This is a genomic window from Sphingopyxis sp., from assembly GCF_050725655.1.
Lineage (GTDB): Bacteria > Pseudomonadota > Alphaproteobacteria > Sphingomonadales > Sphingomonadaceae > Sphingopyxis.
This window is the reverse complement of sequence record NZ_JBOHHT010000089.1, coordinates 26,632-43,599: the sequence shown is the minus strand read 5'-3', so window position 1 is coordinate 43,599 and position 16,968 is coordinate 26,632. Positions and strand designations below refer to the sequence as shown.

15 protein-coding genes are annotated in these 16,968 nt (G+C 64.0%); 10 read left to right on the top strand and 5 right to left on the bottom strand.

The annotated features are described in order from the left end of the window. The first annotated feature begins 48 nt into the window (after positions 1-48). Positions 49-804, top strand: coding sequence for a FadR/GntR family transcriptional regulator (locus ACREBX_RS12910; RefSeq protein ID WP_431562277.1), 756 nt, complete (start codon positions 49-51; stop codon positions 802-804). A gap of 19 nt (positions 805-823) precedes the next feature. On the opposite strand, the gene ACREBX_RS12905 is transcribed toward ACREBX_RS12910, so the two are convergent. Beyond that, positions 824-2,179 carry an MFS transporter gene (locus ACREBX_RS12905; RefSeq protein ID WP_431562143.1) on the bottom strand — a complete coding sequence of 452 codons (1,356 nt, stop codon included), beginning with the start codon at positions 2,177-2,179 and terminating at the stop codon, positions 824-826. Beyond that, a complete protein-coding gene (locus ACREBX_RS12900; protein ID WP_431562142.1) occupies positions 2,179-3,258 on the bottom strand; it encodes a zinc-binding dehydrogenase in 1,080 nt (359 codons plus the stop codon). Before ACREBX_RS12900 ends, ACREBX_RS12905 begins: the two co-directional genes overlap by 1 nt. Positions 3,259-3,400: 142 nt before the next feature. On the opposite strand from ACREBX_RS12900, the gene ACREBX_RS12895 reads away from it, so the two are divergent. Together ACREBX_RS12895 and ACREBX_RS12890 are read left to right on the top strand one after the other, a co-directional pair. Beyond that, the gene (locus tag ACREBX_RS12895; RefSeq protein ID WP_431562141.1) at positions 3,401-5,077 is read left to right on the top strand and encodes a flavin-containing monooxygenase; all 1,677 of its coding nucleotides are present in this window, start codon (positions 3,401-3,403) and stop codon (positions 5,075-5,077) included. A gap of 32 nt (positions 5,078-5,109) precedes the next feature. Continuing rightward, positions 5,110-7,467: a CoA transferase gene (locus ACREBX_RS12890; protein WP_431562140.1), complete on the top strand. Its 2,358-nt coding sequence runs from the start codon at positions 5,110-5,112 to the stop codon at positions 7,465-7,467. 22 nt (positions 7,468-7,489) lie between these two features. Here ACREBX_RS12890 and ACREBX_RS12885 read toward each other — a convergent pair whose 3' ends face one another. Then, positions 7,490-8,302: an enoyl-CoA hydratase/isomerase family protein gene (locus ACREBX_RS12885; protein ID WP_431562139.1), complete on the bottom strand. Its 813-nt coding sequence runs from the start codon at positions 8,300-8,302 to the stop codon at positions 7,490-7,492. Between the two features lie 55 nt (positions 8,303-8,357). After that, the gene (locus tag ACREBX_RS12880; RefSeq protein ID WP_431562138.1) at positions 8,358-9,311 is read right to left on the bottom strand and encodes an alpha/beta hydrolase; all 954 of its coding nucleotides are present in this window, start codon (positions 9,309-9,311) and stop codon (positions 8,358-8,360) included. Between the two features lie 112 nt (positions 9,312-9,423). On the opposite strand from ACREBX_RS12880, the gene ACREBX_RS12875 reads away from it, so the two are divergent. Then, entirely contained in the window at positions 9,424-10,545 is a 1,122-nt protein-coding gene (locus ACREBX_RS12875; RefSeq protein WP_431562137.1) for an NAD(P)H-dependent flavin oxidoreductase, read from the top strand. 27 nt (positions 10,546-10,572) lie between these two features. Here ACREBX_RS12875 and ACREBX_RS12870 read toward each other — a convergent pair whose 3' ends face one another. Then, the gene (locus ACREBX_RS12870; RefSeq protein WP_431562136.1) at positions 10,573-11,214 is read right to left on the bottom strand and encodes a TetR/AcrR family transcriptional regulator; all 642 of its coding nucleotides are present in this window, start codon (positions 11,212-11,214) and stop codon (positions 10,573-10,575) included. 58 nt (positions 11,215-11,272) lie between these two features. On the opposite strand from ACREBX_RS12870, the gene ACREBX_RS12865 reads away from it, so the two are divergent. From ACREBX_RS12865 to ACREBX_RS12840, 6 genes are all read left to right on the top strand, one after another. Beyond that, on the top strand, positions 11,273-12,379 hold the full coding sequence (locus ACREBX_RS12865) for an acyl-CoA dehydrogenase family protein (RefSeq protein ID WP_431562135.1): 1,107 nt from the start codon (positions 11,273-11,275) through the stop codon (positions 12,377-12,379). After that, on the top strand, positions 12,376-13,560 hold the full coding sequence (locus ACREBX_RS12860; RefSeq protein WP_431562134.1) for an acyl-CoA dehydrogenase family protein: 1,185 nt from the start codon (positions 12,376-12,378) through the stop codon (positions 13,558-13,560). The genes ACREBX_RS12865 and ACREBX_RS12860 overlap by 4 nt, the downstream gene beginning before the upstream one ends. Positions 13,561-13,754: 194 nt before the next feature. Then, positions 13,755-14,114, top strand: a complete 360-nt coding sequence (locus tag ACREBX_RS12855; protein WP_431562133.1) for an EthD domain-containing protein — start codon at positions 13,755-13,757, stop codon at positions 14,112-14,114. Then, positions 14,111-15,145 carry a hypothetical protein gene (locus tag ACREBX_RS12850; RefSeq protein ID WP_431562132.1) on the top strand — a complete coding sequence of 345 codons (1,035 nt, stop codon included), beginning with the start codon at positions 14,111-14,113 and terminating at the stop codon, positions 15,143-15,145. Before ACREBX_RS12855 ends, ACREBX_RS12850 begins: the two co-directional genes overlap by 4 nt. Then, positions 15,142-16,368, top strand: a complete 1,227-nt coding sequence (locus tag ACREBX_RS12845) for a cytochrome P450 (protein ID WP_431562131.1) — start codon at positions 15,142-15,144, stop codon at positions 16,366-16,368. Before ACREBX_RS12850 ends, ACREBX_RS12845 begins: the two co-directional genes overlap by 4 nt. Then, positions 16,365-16,967: a TetR/AcrR family transcriptional regulator gene (locus tag ACREBX_RS12840; RefSeq protein ID WP_431562130.1), complete on the top strand. Its 603-nt coding sequence runs from the start codon at positions 16,365-16,367 to the stop codon at positions 16,965-16,967. Before ACREBX_RS12845 ends, ACREBX_RS12840 begins: the two co-directional genes overlap by 4 nt. Position 16,968: the final 1 nt, after the last annotated feature.

The following is a 16,968-nucleotide window of genomic DNA, read 5'->3' as shown; positions in this document are numbered from 1 at the left end:
TGAATTGAGGTCTTCCAATTGGGCTGAGACAGGAACGATATTTTGGCAGTGAAAAAGAAGGACTCGGCCGTGTCACGCGTCGCGAACCGGATTCGCGACGATGTGGTGAAACTCGCCGACGGCGAACTGCTCGGCTCGGAGGAAGAGCTGGTTGCCCGTTATGAAGTAAGCCGGCCGACATTGCGGCAGGCCGCGGCGCTCGTTGTCCAGGAGCATTTGCTCGGTGTTCGGCGCGGCGTTGGCGGGGGTTATTTCGCGCGCGCGCCGCAGGCGAAGGCAGTGAGCCGCATGGCGGCGCTTTATCTCAAATTCCATCACGCCCGTCTCGGTGAAATCCTCGCGGCGTTCATGCCGATTCGCGTCGAATTGGCGTCGCTCGCTGCGGCGAACGAAGATCCCGTCAAGCGGGCCGGTCTTGCCGAGTTTCTGGAACAGGAAGAGGCGATCGAGACCTATGGCTCCTTTCGCGAGTTTGTGCTCGCAGAGCGGCGCTTCAATCTTCTCCTCGGTAGCCTCGGGAACAACAGCGCGCTCGGCCTGTTCATGGAGATCCTGCTCGACCTTTCCGGGATGATCGATCGGTCGGACGATATGTACCGCGCGCATCCCGATCGCGTCGAGCATCTCCGGCGCGAACGCAACGCGCTCGCGAAGGCCGTCCTCGAAGGCGAAGAAGAGTTTGCCGTCATCATCGCCCGCCGCGCGTCGCGCCTGTCCTCCCAGTGGCATCAGGACGATCTGGCGCAGCGCGGAAGCGGCAACAGCAGCAGCGATCTCATCCGGACCCTGAGCGCGGCGAGCTGACCCCTCCGCTGCAAAAGATTCAGCCAGCGGCCTCGGGAGGGTGGCGCTCGTCGAGGTCGGCAACGACCTGCCGGTGCAGCGCTGCCGTTATGATGTAGCCGCGCAAGAAGAAGATCGAGATACCATAGGCAAGGACGGGGAGGCCGAGGTAGACGAGCAGCATGCCGTCGACCATCGCTTCCTTGCCGGCAGGCGCATCGGGATATCCGACCATATGATAGCACCAGCCCAACAGGCCGTTGCCGATCGCCATCGAGACTTTCGAAGCCAGCGTCATCACCGCGAAACCCACCGCTTCGGTGCGCTCTCCGAACTTCCAGTGGCCATAGTCGAGCGAGTCCGCCGCGGCCGCGAACTGCATGATCAGAACCGACTGGGCCGCGATGCCGATGACGAAGAAGCCGCCGACGAGAAGCCAGATCGAACCCAGCACGAAGAAGTGGATGACGAGCAGGGTGACGACGGCGAGCGAGGCCCCGGTTATCCAGGTTGCCCGCTTGCCGTATCGACGGCTCACGGCGGGCCACAGGAAACTCGCAAGGAGCGCCGACGCGGTCATCGCCGTAAGCGGCCAGCGACTGAGTTCGCGGTGGCCATAGGCCTGCTCGACGAAAGGAAGCGCACCCGACATCAAGATCGCATAGCCCGTCTGGCAGGCGAGCGACGCGAGGACGACGATGCGGAACTGGTCGTTGCGCCAAAGCAGGCTCGCGATCTTCACGGGATGGCTGACATCCGCAACATGTCCGACCCTAATCTCGCGCGTGACGATCCCGGTGAACAGAAAGCTCGCGGCGGTTACCGTCGCGAAGATGATCGAGAGGAGAAGGAAGCCCTGACGGTCATCGCCCTGTCCGAGCCAGTCGATCGCGCTCAGGGCCCCGAACGAGACGACGAGCTGGCCCGCCGCAATAAACCAGGCGCGCCAGCCTTCGATATCGGATCGCTCGTCGGCGTCACGGGTAAGAACGACGACCATGCTCGTGTAGGGCATGTAGATGAACTGGAATGCTGCCCGGAAGATTGTCAGCGTGAGCAGGCAGTAGGCGAAGAGGCTCGTTCCCTCGAGCCCCGGATCGACGAAAACCGCGATGAGAGCAAAGGATAACGGCACACCGCCGAACAGCAGATAGGGGCGATAGCGTCCCCATCTTGTATTGGTCCGGCCGGCGAGCCAGCCGACAATGGGATCGAGAACGGCGTCCGAGAGCGCGCCGATCGCAAGGATCGTGCCCGCATGATCGGCGCGCATGCCGAGAACCTTGGTGTAGAAATACAGGAGGAGGACGCCGATCGTCGCATAGACGAGCGCGACACCGAAGCCGCCGACGCCGAAACCGAGACGGGCCCGCCAGGCGGCATGCTCGACCGCCATCAGAAGGTCACCACGGTGCGGACGGCTTCGCCGCTGCGCATCATGTCGAAACCGTGATTGATCTCGTCGAGAGTGATGCGGTGCGAAATCAGTTCGTCGACCTTGAGATAGCCTTGCAAATACCATTCGACGAGACGCGGGATCGCCTCCTTGGGATTTTCCCCGCCGAGCAGCGACCCCGTCCAGACACGGCCTGTGATGAACAGCCGCGGATCGAGTTCGAGCGCACTTCCCGGCCCCGGGATGCCGACCGCGACGCTCTTGCCCCACGCGGGATGCGAGGCCTGCACGGCTTGCCGGGCGAGTTCGACATTGCCGACGCAATCGAAGCAATAATCGGAGCCGCCTGCAGTGAGTTCAACGATTTTCGCGACCGCATCTTCCTTCGAGCCGTCGATGAAATGCGTCAGGCCCATTTGCCGGCCGATAGCCTCGCGCGCGGGATTGATGTCGACGCCGATGATCTGCCGCGCCCCGGCGAGCTTCGCTCCCTGAACGACATTGAGGCCAATGCCCCCAAGGCCGAAGATGGCGACTGTCGAGCCTGGCTCGACTCCGGCTGTCCGCGTGACCGATCCCACGCCGGTCATTACCCCGCATCCGACATAGCAGGCGCCGGCGGGCGATGCGGCCGGGTTCACCTTGGCAAGGCTATTTTGCGAAATGACCGAATGTTCGGCGAATGTCGCGGTGCCGCAAAATGAGGCCAGCGCCTCCCCCTTGTAGGAAAGGTTGGATTTGGCGAGAACCCATTGCTCGACGCAGACATTGGTCTTGCCCGAGAGGCAGAGATGGCAAATGCCGCAGCGGGGCATCGGCGACGGCACGACGACATCGCCGGGCGCAAACCCGGCAACGCCCTCGCCGCACGCGAGCACGACGCCGCAAGCTTCATGACCGAGAACGATGGGAAACGGATAGCGGGCGACCTTGCCTTCGAGAGCACCAAGATCCGAATGGCAAAGACCGGTCGCTTTCATCTCGATGAGGACTTGCCCCACTCCGGGATCCGCGAGATCCACCTCAAGGATTTCGAGCGGACGGTTCGCCTCCCAGGCAACGGCTGCACGCGTTTTCATTTGGCACCTCTCGATTCTTATTGTTATAACTCTATTCGATTGGCATTGTGGGTCAAGGACAATGTGGCAGCGTCGCGAATCGACGACGTAGAAACGATAATCCGGTTGGTCGAATTCCTCCGGACAAAGCGGAAGAGGAAAGATGGACGATCTTAGAGTGCACGGAATCATCCACGATGCGATTGTGGTGGGCGCGGGCTTCGGCGGTGTCCATATGCTCCACGAGCTCCAGAAGAGAGGGCTGTCCGCCATCGGGATCGAGGGCGGCTCCGACGTCGGCGGCGCCTGGTACTGGAACGTCTATCCCGGCGCGCGCTGCGACGTCGAGAGCCTGCTCTATTCCTACAGCATCTGCCCCGACCTCGACGCGAAGTGGCGTTGGAGCGAGCGCTATCCTGCTCAGGCCGAAATCCAGCGCTACATCGGTTTCGCAGTCGATCTGTGGGACGTGCGCCAGCTGATCCGCTTCGACAGCTGGGTCCGCAGCGCGACATATGACGAGGCGGCGACCTGCTGGCGCGTTGAGATCGAGGGCGGCGACACGCTTTCCTGCCGCTATCTTGTGATGGCGCCGGGCCCGCTCACCAAGGTCGTATGGCCCGATATCGAGGGCATCGGCGAATTTCTCGGCGAGACCTATCACACGGCGCGCTGGCCGGAGGGCGTTGCGCTCGATGGAAAACGGATCGGCGTGGTGGGGAACGGGTCGTCGGGTACGCAGTTCATGACGGCAGCGGCGAGCCGTGCGAGCGAGCTCCATATATTTGTCCGCACGCCCCATTTCAGCGTCCCGGCGTTCAACCGGCCGCTGACCGATGAGGATTATGCCGAGTGGAATGCGCGAAAGGATGAGATCCGGAGCGACACGGGTACGGGCGTTATCAGCGGGTCGGGCGATGCCTTCGCTCCGCGCGCGATCATCACCGTTCGCAAGCCCGGCGCGGAGTTCTCGCCCGAAGCACAGCGCGAGCGCATGGAAACCTACTGGAGTTTCGGCGGCGCCCAATTGATGCGCGTCTTCTCCGATGTCGTCGTGAACGAGACAACCAATCGCCTCGTCGGCGATTTCGTGCGCGAGAAAGTCCGGGAGATCATCAAGGATCCGGGGAAAGCGCGGGTCATGGAACCCCGGCATTTCGCCTTCGGCGGCAAGCGGCTTGTGGTTGACACGGGCTTTTACGAGATATTCAACCGCGACACGGTGATGCCTTATGATCTTCGCGAGACGCCGATCGAGCGTATCACGAAGGATGGCGTCATGCTTGGAGGCCGCGAGATCGCGCTCGACATGATCGTCTTCGCGACGGGCTTCGACGCGGCGGCCGGCTCTTATCTCGCAATGGACATCCGGGGCCGCGGCGGCGAGGCGTTGAACGATCGCTGGCGCGACGGTGCCGCCTCCTATCTCGGCCTTGCGGTCAGCGGCTTTCCCAACTTCCTCATGGTCAACGGACCCGGCGCGCCGGGTCCTTTCAGCAATGTCGTCGCGAGCAATGAATGGTGTGTCGCCGCGGTTGCCGCCATCATCGAGCGGATGGAGGCAGCCGGGATCACGACCGTCGAAGCCGACCCCGAGGCCGAGCGGACATGGATGAAAACGATCGCGGATATAGCGGCTCCAACCGTGTTCGCCACCACCGAGAACTGGTATTCGGGTACAAATATCGAGGGCAAGACGGGCGGTATCGTCAACTGCATCAATCCCGCGATGTACCGGCAGGCCTTGCTGAAGGAACAGGCGGCGGGCTTTCCCAATCTGCGTTTCGGCGCCGCAAACGCCGAGACCGACCCTTCGGCCGAACAGCGCACGTCGGCCTGATGGCAACGCACAATTTGAACAATGAGGTTGATATGGACGCCAAGTCGACACTGACGGACGAGGAAGCGCCGCTCCGCGGAATCCGGATCGTCGAGATTGCGCCGCGGGCGGCTGGCGCCGTGACGCGTCTGTTCGCCGAACTCGGCGCCGACGTCATCAAGCTCGTCCGCCCCGACGTGAGCAGCACGGCGCCCTTGCCGGTCAATCCGAGCGATGCCAGCAAGCGCATCGTCACCGATAGGGAAGCGGCCTTTGCAACGGCCATGCGTCTGGCGCGGAGCGCGGACATTCTGATCGAGGTCCGGCTCGACATGTCGGCGCCCCCGCTTCTTGACGATGCCGCGCTCGCTTCCATCCGCAGCGAAAATCCGCAAATTGTGGTCGTGTCGCTTACCCCGTTCGGCAAGGACAACGGCTATTCGGACTGGAAATTCTCCAGCACCGTGATGGATGCGCTTGTCGGCAATCTCGCGCGTTCGGGCATACCCGGATGCGCACCGCTTCCGCCGCCCGCCGGGATAACGCTCGAATGCGCATGGATACAGGCGGCGTGGGTCACCTTGCTCTCCTATTTCCACCGTCTCCGCACCGGGGTCGGCGATCAGATCGATGTCGCGATCGTCGAGGCCGGAGCCCAGTCGATCGACCCAGGGTTCGGGATGGGCGGAAGCGCTCTTGCCGGTAAGACGGCCATCGATGCGCCGCGCGGGCGCCCCGAAGGTCGCCATCTCTACCCGTTGTTGCGCTGCAAGGACGGCCTCGTGCGCATTTGCGTCCTCGCGCCGCGCCAGTGGCAGGGCATGTTCGCGTGGATGGGCCGCCCCGAGCGCTACGCATCGCCCGACTTCAACCGTCTCCACGTCCGCTTCAAGTCGCCGACGCTGCTCAAGGATATCGCGGCCTTTTTCGCCGACAAGACGCGCGCCGAACTGGAAGAAGGCGGTGCAGCCCATGGCGTCCCGCTGGCGGCCGTGCTCAGCCTTGCAGAATGGGTTCGTTCGGATCAGATGCGCCAGCGCGCGGCCACCGCGGTTTTCGATGCGCCCCATGGCAAAAGCGTCGAAATTCCGAACGGGATGATCGAGGTCGATGGAAAGCGCGCGGGTGCGCGCGGACTGCCGGTCGTCGCCGACGCCGACGTCGACTGGCTCGCCGCCGAGCGCTTCTTGCCCGAGCCGGAGGCGATTACCCCTGAACGTCCGCTCAGCGGCCTGACCGTCCTTGATTTTGGTGTCATTGTCGCGGGCGCCGAACAGTCGCGGCTGCTTGCCGACCAAGGCGCGCTGACCCTCAAGATCGAGAACAAGGCGTTCCCCGATGGCGGACGGCAGTCGGAAGCGGGATGGATCGTTTCGCCGAATTTCGCGATGGGCCACCGCAACAAGAAGGGCCTCGGCCTCGACCTGCGACAGGAAAAGGGCATCGAGCTGCTTTTTGCGCTGGCGCGAAAAGCCGACGTGGTGCTCGCCAATTTCAAGCCGGGAACGCTGACATCGCTTGGTGCCGACTACAGCCGCCTTTCGAAGGAAAATCCGGGGATCGTGATGGGGGAAAGTTCCGCCTATGGCGGCTCGGGCCCCTGGAAAGGCCGGGCCGGATATGGCCCGCTGGTGCGCGCGAGCTCGGGCCTGTGCGCGATGTGGTCCTATGCCGATGGGGACATCAGCGACAGTATGACGACCTATCCCGATCATGTATGCGGCCGCATTCTCGCGATCGGCGCGGTTTCGCTGCTCATCCGCCGCATGCGGACAGCGCGCGGGGGCCATCTCGACATGGCGCAGGCGGAAGCGATCACGTCGCAATTGTCCGACCGTGTGGCAGCGCTTTCGCTTGGCATCGAGCATCCGGTGAGGCCAGACGCACCTTGGGGGTGCTATCCCTGCGAGGGGGATGACGAATGGTGCGTCGTCACGGTGCGCAATACCGACGACTGGCTCCGCCTCACTGAGGTCATCGGCCGTGCGGACCTCGGGAAGGACAGATATCTCCGAACCGCCGCAGGCCGCATCGGACACCGCGACCGTCTCGACCAGGCGGTGAGCAGCTGGTGCTCGAAGCGCAGTCCCGACGAAGCGATGTCGCGGCTCCAGGCGGCCGGCGTCCCTGCCGCGAAAATGCTCCGGGTACAGGAAATGCCCGATTTCGCGTTTTTCGCCGCACGCCGTTCGTTCCGCGAAGTGCGCCATCCGCATCTGCCGCATCCGCTCCTCATGGAGAATTCGATCGGGCTCTCCGAACGGCTGCACGATCCCCTTGTCGAGCCGGCGCCCGTCCCCGGCGAGCACAGCCTCTGGGTCGCGAACGAGATATTGGGACTCGATGCGGCAGCAAGCGACGCGCTGGTCGCAGCGGGAGTGCTGGAAGTTCCTGCCGCTCCCGCGGCCTAGGACCGGCTGGCGCCGCCGCGCGTCAGGCCGTCCAGTTAGGCGTCCGCTTTTCGAGAAAGGCTGCAGGCCCTTCGGCCGCGTCGGGATGGTCGCGGTGCCGCATCACCATTTCGTACCCGAGGTCATACCCTTCAGAGAGGGGGCGCTCGAACGATTCCCAAACCGCCTCGAGCGAGCGCTGGACAGCAGCGGGCGACACGCCGGCGATGATGGTGGCGAGCGCGTGCGCGCGCGGTAGCAACTCACTATCGGGCAAGACTTCGGAAACGAGATGGAGCTCGAGCGCCTTCGCAGCCGAGAGACGTTCGGCCTTGCCGAGGGTCACGAGACGCAGCACGGCACCGAGCGGCATACGACGCGCGAGGCCCACCGGTTCCATGCCTGTGACCTGACCGACGTTGACGTGCGTGTCAGTGAAGCTCGCGCTCTCGCCGGCGATAATGATGTCGAAGTCGGCGACGAAATGGAGGCCGGCACCAGCGCATATCCCGTTCACCGCGCAGATCGAGGGCTTCCAGATATTGACCATGCGGGGCGTGAACCGCGGACGTTCCGCCAGTCGTTGCTCGACATCCTGTTTCGCCGAGTCGGCGAGGCTCTGCGCGTCGGCGCCCGAGCAGAAGGCGCGCCCTTCCCCGGTGAGAATGATGGCGCGCACCGCCGGCGAAGCGCCGGCCTTCTCGAAAATGTCTCCCAGCTCGTTCAGCATCGGTCTGGTCAAGGCATTGAGCCGCTCGGGCCGGTTCAGTCTGATGGTCAAAATGCCGGTATCATCGAGGCGCACAGCGATCGTGCCGTCGCGGTCGAACCAGTCGCGTGTCACGCCCTCGGTCACTGCAAGTCTCCCAGTAGTACAGCGGAGCCCGATCGGGCAGCCGCCAGATTTTCATTCAGGCGCGCGGGCCGGTCGCTTCGCCGAGAATACGGCGAATGTCGCTTCGATAGCGGCGCGTTACCGCCGCTGTCTCGACCATGTCGAAGGCATGGAAGGCGCCGGGATAGCTTTGCAGTTCGACGGCAACGCCGGCGGCCGCAAGACGGCGTGCATATTCGTGATTTTCGTCGAAGAAGAGATCGATCGATCCCACGCCGATCCAGGTGCGCGGCAGGCCTTCGAGATTTTCGGTGATGGCAGGCGAGAACCAGGCAGGCAAAGTGTCGGCGGCGACATGCGGGCCGGCAAGCGCCTTCCAGGCATAACGGTTCGCGCTCCGCGTCCATATATGTTCGCCCGTCCCCTCGGCACCGGGAAAAGCGTCGGATCCGGTCCGATGATCGAGCATCGGATAGGAAAGAAGTTGCAGGCAGGGTAGCGGAACGCCGCTGTCACGGGCCCTCAAGGCCAATGCCGCCGCGAGCAGTCCGCCCGCGCTCTCGCCGCCGACCGCAATCCTGCCAGGATCGATGCCAAATTCTGCCGCTTCCGAAAGGAGCCAGCGATAGGCCGCGAAACAATCGTCGAGTGGTGCGGGATATGGCGCCTCGGGCGCGAGGCGATAGTCGACCGACACGACAATTATGCCAAGATCGCGCGCGAGTGCAGCATTGGCGATCGAGCTTACATCGGCGGACCCCATGACGGTGCCCCCGGCGTGCATGTGGAGGAGCGCTCCGCCGCCGGCCGGGCGTCCCGGTGGATCGAAGACGAGAAGCCGCACGGAAGGCGCGGCATCGCCGACTGGAACAAAATGCTCGCTCGGTGCGATGGCCGGCGCGGGCGCGTCTGGCCGTGGCTGGCCAAGCATCCGGCGAACCTCACCGATCGTCTGGTCGCTGAGTTCGAACTTCGGAAAGACGCCCAGCACGGGCGCGAGTTCGGGATCGACGGTAGCTCGGTTGCTCATGACAATAGAAATAACTCTATTTTCGCAGAGCGCAATGACGAACTGCACCTTTGCCTTGACAGCCCGCGCGCCGAACCATATCCCGATAATTACGGACGGAGGAGTATCGTAAATGAGCCGACAGATTCGCGACCTCGTGGGGGCAGAGTTTCCGCTCTTTGCTTTCAGCCATTGCCGCGACGTTGTTGTCGCTGTCAGCCGTGCCGGCGGGTTCGGCGTGCTCGGAGGAAGCAGCTTCACGCCCGAATCGCTTGACGAGGAATTGCGCTGGATCGACGCGCATATCGATGGTCGCCCCTATGGGGTCGACATCCTGATCCCTGAGCATCTCGGTATCGGTGCAGGCCTCGACCCCGAGGCCATCGTCGCGAAAATACCAGCTTCGCATGTTGATTTCGCGCGCAACCTGCTCACGAACGCGGGCATCGCGGTCGAAGGCGAGCAACTCGTGAACCGCCAGATGCCATCGGTTTCGCCGGAGATGGGCGAGGCCCTTCTCGATGTGGCCTTCGGCCATCCGATCCGGCTGATCGTCAACGCGCTGGGCATTGCGCCCGCTGCGATGATCCGGCGTGCCCGGTTGGCTGGCGTGGCGGTCGGCGCCCTGGTCGGCGCGAAGGAGCATGCTGTTCGGCAAGCACAGGCGGGAGTCGATCTCATCATCGCGCAGGGAACCGAGGCCGGCGGATATTGCGGCGAAGTGACGACATTGGTGCTCGTGCCGGAAGTCATCCGGGCGGTCGCGGATCATGGTGCGCCTCCCGTACTGGCTGCCGGCGGCATCATGACCGGTTCTCAGATGGCAGCCTGCGTCGCGATGGGCGCCGCAGGGGCCTGGACAGGCTCGGTATGGCTTGCCTCTCCCGAGGCGGAAACATCGAAGGCGTTCCGGGCGAAGATGATCGCGGCGACGTCACGCGATACGGTGCGCTCGCCTTATCGGACGGGAAAGCCGTGCCGGCAGTTGAAGTCCGAATGGTTCGACGCCTGGCACGGCCCCGACAGCCCAGGCAGGCTCGACATGCCCTTCATGGGCATGATCAGTACCCCCGCCTTTCGGCGCATCGAAGCCGCGGCGGACGCAGGCAACCGCGAAGCGGATGCACTTCTCAGCTATTTTGTGGGGCAAGGGGTCGGCCTCGTCGAACAGGAACGGTCGGCAGCCGCCATCGTGCAGGAGTTCAAAGAGGACTATCTGCACGCCTTGGAACGCCTTCAGGCATCGGTGGAGTGACGCCCGATGGTTCGCGTATCGGGCCGGTTACCGACCAGCGATGCCCGGCGCGCCGGCGATCCCGTTCAACAGCAGCGCCACGAGCTGGCGCACGAATTGCGGGGCCTGCGCCGTCATCCGGTCGCGCAGTTCGGGCGGTGTTGCGGCGACATGGCTCATGACGCTTCCGGTGAGAATATCGAGGATCATCGTCGGGGCGGCGTTGGCGGGAAGTTCGCCGCGCGCGATCGCATGGCGGACCATCTGCCGCGCGCTCCGCTTCACGCCCTCGCGATAGGCGGCCGTCGAGGCACCGACTTCGGGATGCCGCATGACATCGAGATGAAGCTGAAAACCGAAATTGCCATGCGTGCCAGCATAATGATCGAAGAGCATCATGCAAAAGGCGATGAGATCGTCCCGAAGATTGCCGGTGTCGATATCGCCGACCGCCAGCCAGCGCTCGGCGAGCAGCGTCGTCAAAAGCTCCTCCTTGTTGCGCCAGCGCCGGTAAAGCGCGTTTTTGCCGACGCCGGCTTCGCGCGCGATGACATCGAAACTGAGGCCGGACCATCCTGCAGCGGCGTAGAGTGCCATCGCCATGTCGAGGATGCGGCGCTCGGTTTCGGGATCGCGCGGACGACCCCTTGGCGCGGATATGCTGGCTTCGCTCGTCGGACCGGTGACCATTGCGCTTCGCTTTGAACTAAATTACGGACGTTTCCGTTCCGTATATAGGTGATCGATAATGACTGATATAGAGGACGGCCTTCGCGAAGCAATGCGCGAGAGTTTCGAGCGGCTTCTCCGCGACCGCTGCGACGAGGCGTTCGTGCGCCATTCGATGGAAACCGCCACGGCACATGATGCGGCGCTATGGTCAGAACTGGCCAGTCTCGGCCTGACCGGACTGTTGGTGCCCGAAGCCTTCGGCGGCCTCGGTGGCGGGCCGCGCGAGGCCGGCCTGATAATGGAGGAGGCCGGAAAGACCCTGCTCCCTGGACCGCTTTTCTCAAGTGCGATCCTCGCGACAGCGCTCATCGTCGCCTCGCGTGACGACGCCGCAAAAGCGCGTCTGCTCCCCGGCCTCGCCGACGGATCGCTGATCGCGACGGCCATGCTGACCGGACCGGGCGGCGCCTGGGACGGCGAGGATCTCGACATCGCCGCCGTTTCGGATGCGACCGGAACGCACCTGAGCGGGACAGCGCATTTTGTGAGCGATGCCGAAGTCGCCGATGTGTTTCTCGTGGTCGCGGGTCGGGGCGCCGAGCGGACGATGCATGAAGTCCGTCCGGCCGATGGCGTTCGCGTCGAGCCCTGCGCCAGTTTCGACCGAACCCAGCGCCTTGCCGCCGTACATCTCGACCGGGTCCCTTCGATCGCGATCGATATCGCTTCCGACGCCATTGACGCGGCGCTCGCGCTCGGCCGCGTGGCGCTCGCGGGACGCCAGGTCGGGGCTGCGGAACGCAACTTCGCTTTTACGATCGAATATCTTGGGACGCGCGTCCAGTTCGGCCGCCAGATTGGCGGTTTCCAGGCACTCAAACATATCGCAGCCGACCTTCTCGTCGAAATGGAGTCCGCAAAGACCGCGGCTTTGCATGCGGCAGAAAGCCTCGCTGACGGCGCGCGCGATGCGGCTGCGGCGGTGGCCATGGCGAGCTTCACCGTTTCGGACGCCCAGCGGCTCATCGCTGCGGAATCCATCCAGCTGCACGGCGGCATCGGCTTCACCTGGGAGCATCCGGCACATCTTTACTATCGCCGCGCGCAACATGACGCCCTTTTCCTTGGCGCGCCGGACCGGGCGCGCGAGACCTTTCTGACGCTGCTGGAGGCTGGCCAATGAGCGAGGAACGCATATTCGACGAGGTCCGCCTTTGGCTTGCCGACAACTGGCGCGAAGACACATATGCTGGCGATGACGGCCGGCTCAGGTGGCGCCGCATGGTTCACGAGGCGGGCTATGCCGTGCCAGGGTGGCCGAGCGGCGAAGGCGGCCTTGGTCTCGACACCGAAACCGCAAAGCAGGTCGAACGCGCGTTCAAGCAAGCCGGCGCGCCGGGAAGCGGCCAGGACCGGACAAATATCGCCGCGAACACCGTGCGGCAATATGGCACGCCCACACTCAAGGCCGCGCTTCTCGACGATCTCGTCACGGGGGCGGCCGTCACCTGCCTTTTGTACAGCGAGCCCGGTGCGGGTTCGGACCTTGCCGCGGTGCGGACGCGCGCGCGGCGCGACGGCGATCAATATCATGTCGCCGGGCAGAAGGTCTGGACCTCGCGCGCGATGGAGGCGGATTACGGGCTGCTGCTCGCGCGAACCGACTGGGAGGTACCCAAGCATGCGGGATTGAGTTTTCTGATCATCCCGATGAAGCAACCCGGCATCGACATCCGTCCGATTCACCAGATCAACGGCGAGTCGCATTTCAACGAGGTCTTTCTCGACAATGCGCTCGTGCCGGCGGACCATCTCCTGTCGGATGAGGGCGATGGCTGGCGGGTCATCAACACCGCTCTCGCCTATGAGCGCCTGATCATGGCCGAGGGAGCCGCCGAACGGCGCGCCAGCGGCAAGGACGGGCACGCCGACCTGATCGCCCTCGCGCGGCGCCATGACCGCCTCGCCGACCCCTGCATACGGCGCGACATTGCGCAGGCCATCGCCTGGCGGCGTCTGAACAAATGGAACGCCGCCCGGGCGAAGCGGATTGCGGCCGCAGGCGGCGTGTCACCGCTCATGTCGCTCGGCAAGCTCGCGATGTCGAGAATCCTTCACAACGATGCCCGGGTGATGCGCGCCATCATTGGATCGAGTGCGCTTTGCGACGGCCCGGAACAGGCCGACGCGCAGGATGCCAATTTCAGGACCCTCCACGCTTATATGAATTCGATCGGCGGGGGCACCGACCAGATCCAGCGGAATATCATTGCAGAAAAGATATTGGGGCTGCCCCGAGAAATTGAGATCGACCGCACGATCCCCTTCAAGGATTCGCTTGCTCTGGCGCCGCGAAGATCCTGAGGCGAGGCGCGCGGACCTGCGCTGCCAGGGTCGAGAATTCACCTGGTCCCACCTCCGTTGGCGACCCGACGTCGCGCGCCTCCGCGCCCTTGATCCCGCATCATGTCAGCGACCCAAAACATAATGTCAGTCATTGACAAAAACTCCCCCGACAGGCATCCCGCTTAAAAGAGATAGTTCAATGGGAGCTTGCGGTGGTCAAACTGATTTTGCTCGCGTCGCGCAAAGCCGACACGTCGCGCGAGGAGTTCCGCGCCTATTATGAACAGGTCCACGCGCCGCTCGCAGCATCCGTGATGAAACATTGCACGCGATATGTTCGAAATTTCGTCGCGGAAGAGCCTTCGGGCGCGTTCGGCTACGACGTTCTCACCGAATTCTGGTTCGACAGCGAAGGCCCCTGGTCGGAACGGCGCCGCGAAACAGCCAGCGACGACGTTGCCGCACTCCTCGCCGAGGACGAGGCACGCTTCATGGATCGCGCGTCGATGCGCATCGCAATCGTGCGCGAGGCGGAAAGCTCTCCCGCCCTTCTTCTGGGAAACCGGGCGTGACCGGCAATCTTGCGGAGCGCCTTGCTGCCGGGCGCGACCGGGCCGTTGCCTGGCTGTCGGCACAGGTTTCTGCTTCAGGCGTTCCTGCGGGATCGGACCGCAAACCCGGCTGGGGTCGCCTGCCCTGGGCGCTCGCGCTTTCCGGCCAGGGTGCACTCGCGTCGAGCGTTGTGGCGTGGGCAGATCGCGAGGCGGTCGGCGGCGATGGCGGGTTTATCGACGGGCCGGCGCTCGGTTCGGGCACGATGACGGCTTACGGACTGTCTCACCTTGCGATCGGCGCCTGGCTCGTTGAGCGCTACGATGTCGCCGGGCGGATCATGGCGAAGCTCGAGACGATGATGCACCTGGAAACGGGGGGCGTCGACACCGGTCTGACCGACGCCGACGGCGTCGCCATGCAGGACCTGCTGATGACGGCCCAAGTTGGGTTCGCCGCCCTTGTGACCGGTCGAACATTGGTTGCCGCGCGCGCGCGCGCATGGGTTGATGCGCTGCTGCGCGATCAGCCCGACTATCCGCACCGCCTTTACACTTTCCGGGCCGGGTCCCGGCTCGTGACCGATCCCACCGACAGGATCAAATGGCTCGGCCTTTGCGAGTTCCAGTCTCCGCGTCAGGCCTATTATACCCCGGGTATCGCGGCCGCCTTTCTCGCGGGTGTCGCTATGCAGTCGGCTGATGCGTCGGCGCTGGAGACCGCTGAGGCCTATCTCGAAATGAACCGGCGCGGGACGCGCGACCAGTTCGAAGATCTTGCGTCGGTGCAGCTTTGCAAATTCGGGTGGGGATCTGCGCTCGTCGTTCTCGCGCGAGCAGGCGCAGGACCCGTCGGCGACGTCGAGACCATGGGTCAGTGGTTCCTCGATCGTCAGGGTGCGGATGGGTCGTGGGCGCCATCCGCCTTCCTCGTTCCCGATCCGGACATCTCGGACCGCATCATGAAGACCGCCGAGCATGTCATGGAAGTCAACGCGATTTTGGCCGCGCTCGGTGCTGCGGCAGCAAGAAACGGAAGACCCGCCGAATGAAGCCTCTCGTTGAATTTGACCAGTTCAGTCCGCATTATGCCGCGAACTGGCGCGCCATCGGTGAGGACCTCCGCGAAAGCCGTCCGATCGCCTGGTCGGAGGCCTACGGAGGCTTCTGGATCGTCTCGCGTTACGAGGACTGCACCCGTGTTGCCTCCGACTGGGAAACCTTCTCGTCGGAGAATGACGTCGCGGGGACCGGCAACGGCGGCCATGGCATCATGATCCCGCGCAACCCCTTCCAGTTCGCCCTGAGCGAATCGGATCCGCCGCAATGTCTTGAGATCCGTAAGATCGAGACACCCTTCCTGACGTTTCAAAACGCCAGGAAATGGGAAGAGACGGCCCGCGGCTTCGCCGACGAAGCCCTCGATGCGGCTGCAGAGCGCGGCTCGATCGATTTCGTTCGTGACTTCGCTATCCCTGTTCCCGCCCGCACCGTCATGAAGCTTGCCGGGGTGCCCGACGACGACTGGAAGGCTTTCGCGCTCACCGCTTACGGCGCTCAGGTGCCGCGCGACCACCCCGACTATCCAATCGACAAAATCCGGCATGTCCAACAGCTCATGCTCGACCTCGTGCAAAAACGGCGCGCCGCGCCACAGGACGACGTGATCAGTGCGCTGGTGCAGGGCTGCGTCAAGGGACGACCGATGACCGACGAGATGGCGGTCGCCGTCTTGTCGGCGCTGATCTTCGGCGGCTTCGACACGGCGACGACGACAATCTGCCATATGCTCATGCTTCTCGATGAAAAGCCGGAACTGCGTGCTCTCGTCAGCGGCAACCAGCGAAAGCTCGAGGCGGCAATGGAAGAGGTTCTGCGCCTGACGCCGCCCAGTCACTCGATGAATCGTACGGTCGTGAAGGAAACCGAGATCCACGGCCAGCAGCTCAGGCCGGGCGACCGCATCAAGATGCTCTGGACTGCGGCGAACCGCGACCCGCGGATGTTCGAACGACCGGACGAATTCTGGATCGACCGCCCAAACGCGAACCGCCATCTCTCGTTCAGCGCCGGCATCCACCGCTGCTTGGGTTCATTGTTCGGAAAAATGGAGATTCGCGTCGCGATCCAGACGGTTCTCGGGCGGATCGGTGACTATCAGGTCGATCGCGAGCACGTACAGCGCTACGAGAGTTTCGGAAGCGTGGCCGGTTATCATGCGCTGCCTGCGCTCTTCAGGCCGCGAACCTCCCCGACCGAAGCAACGGCACCTTGACAGAGCGCGGCATCGGACGGCCGGTCGGCAGCACCGACGCGCGCGATCATCTGGAACGCGCGGCGTGGCAGCTGTTCCAGACCCGCGGCTATGATGCGGTAACCACCCAAGCCATCGCGACGATCGCCGGTTGTTCGCAGCGAACTTTCTTCAGGCATTATCCGACGAAGGAAGATGTTGTCCTCAGCTGGATGGACGGACACAACAAGGCGATATGCGCGCGCATCTCTGCGGATCCTTCGCCGGGTTCGGCCCCGGCGGTGTTGCGCCGGGCACTTGACGTCTACGGCGATATGTCGGCTCCCGATCGCGAGCGGCTAGCGGCGTTGTCGCGCCTGGCCACGTCGTCGCCTGCTCTTCTCGGCGGCATCCGCGCCCGCCAGGGCAAGTGGGAAGACGCGATTGCCGCGACGCTGGTCGCCCATCCCCTGCTCGACGTCGGCGAAATCCAGTCCTTCCACCTCGCGGCTTACGCGATGGCTGCGCTCGGCGTCGCGATGCGGATGTCGGCTCGGCCAGGCAGCGGAACGACGGCCGAGCATCTCGACGCGGCGTTCGAACTGCTGCGGGACGAACATCCGCACACACCCATAAGGTAAA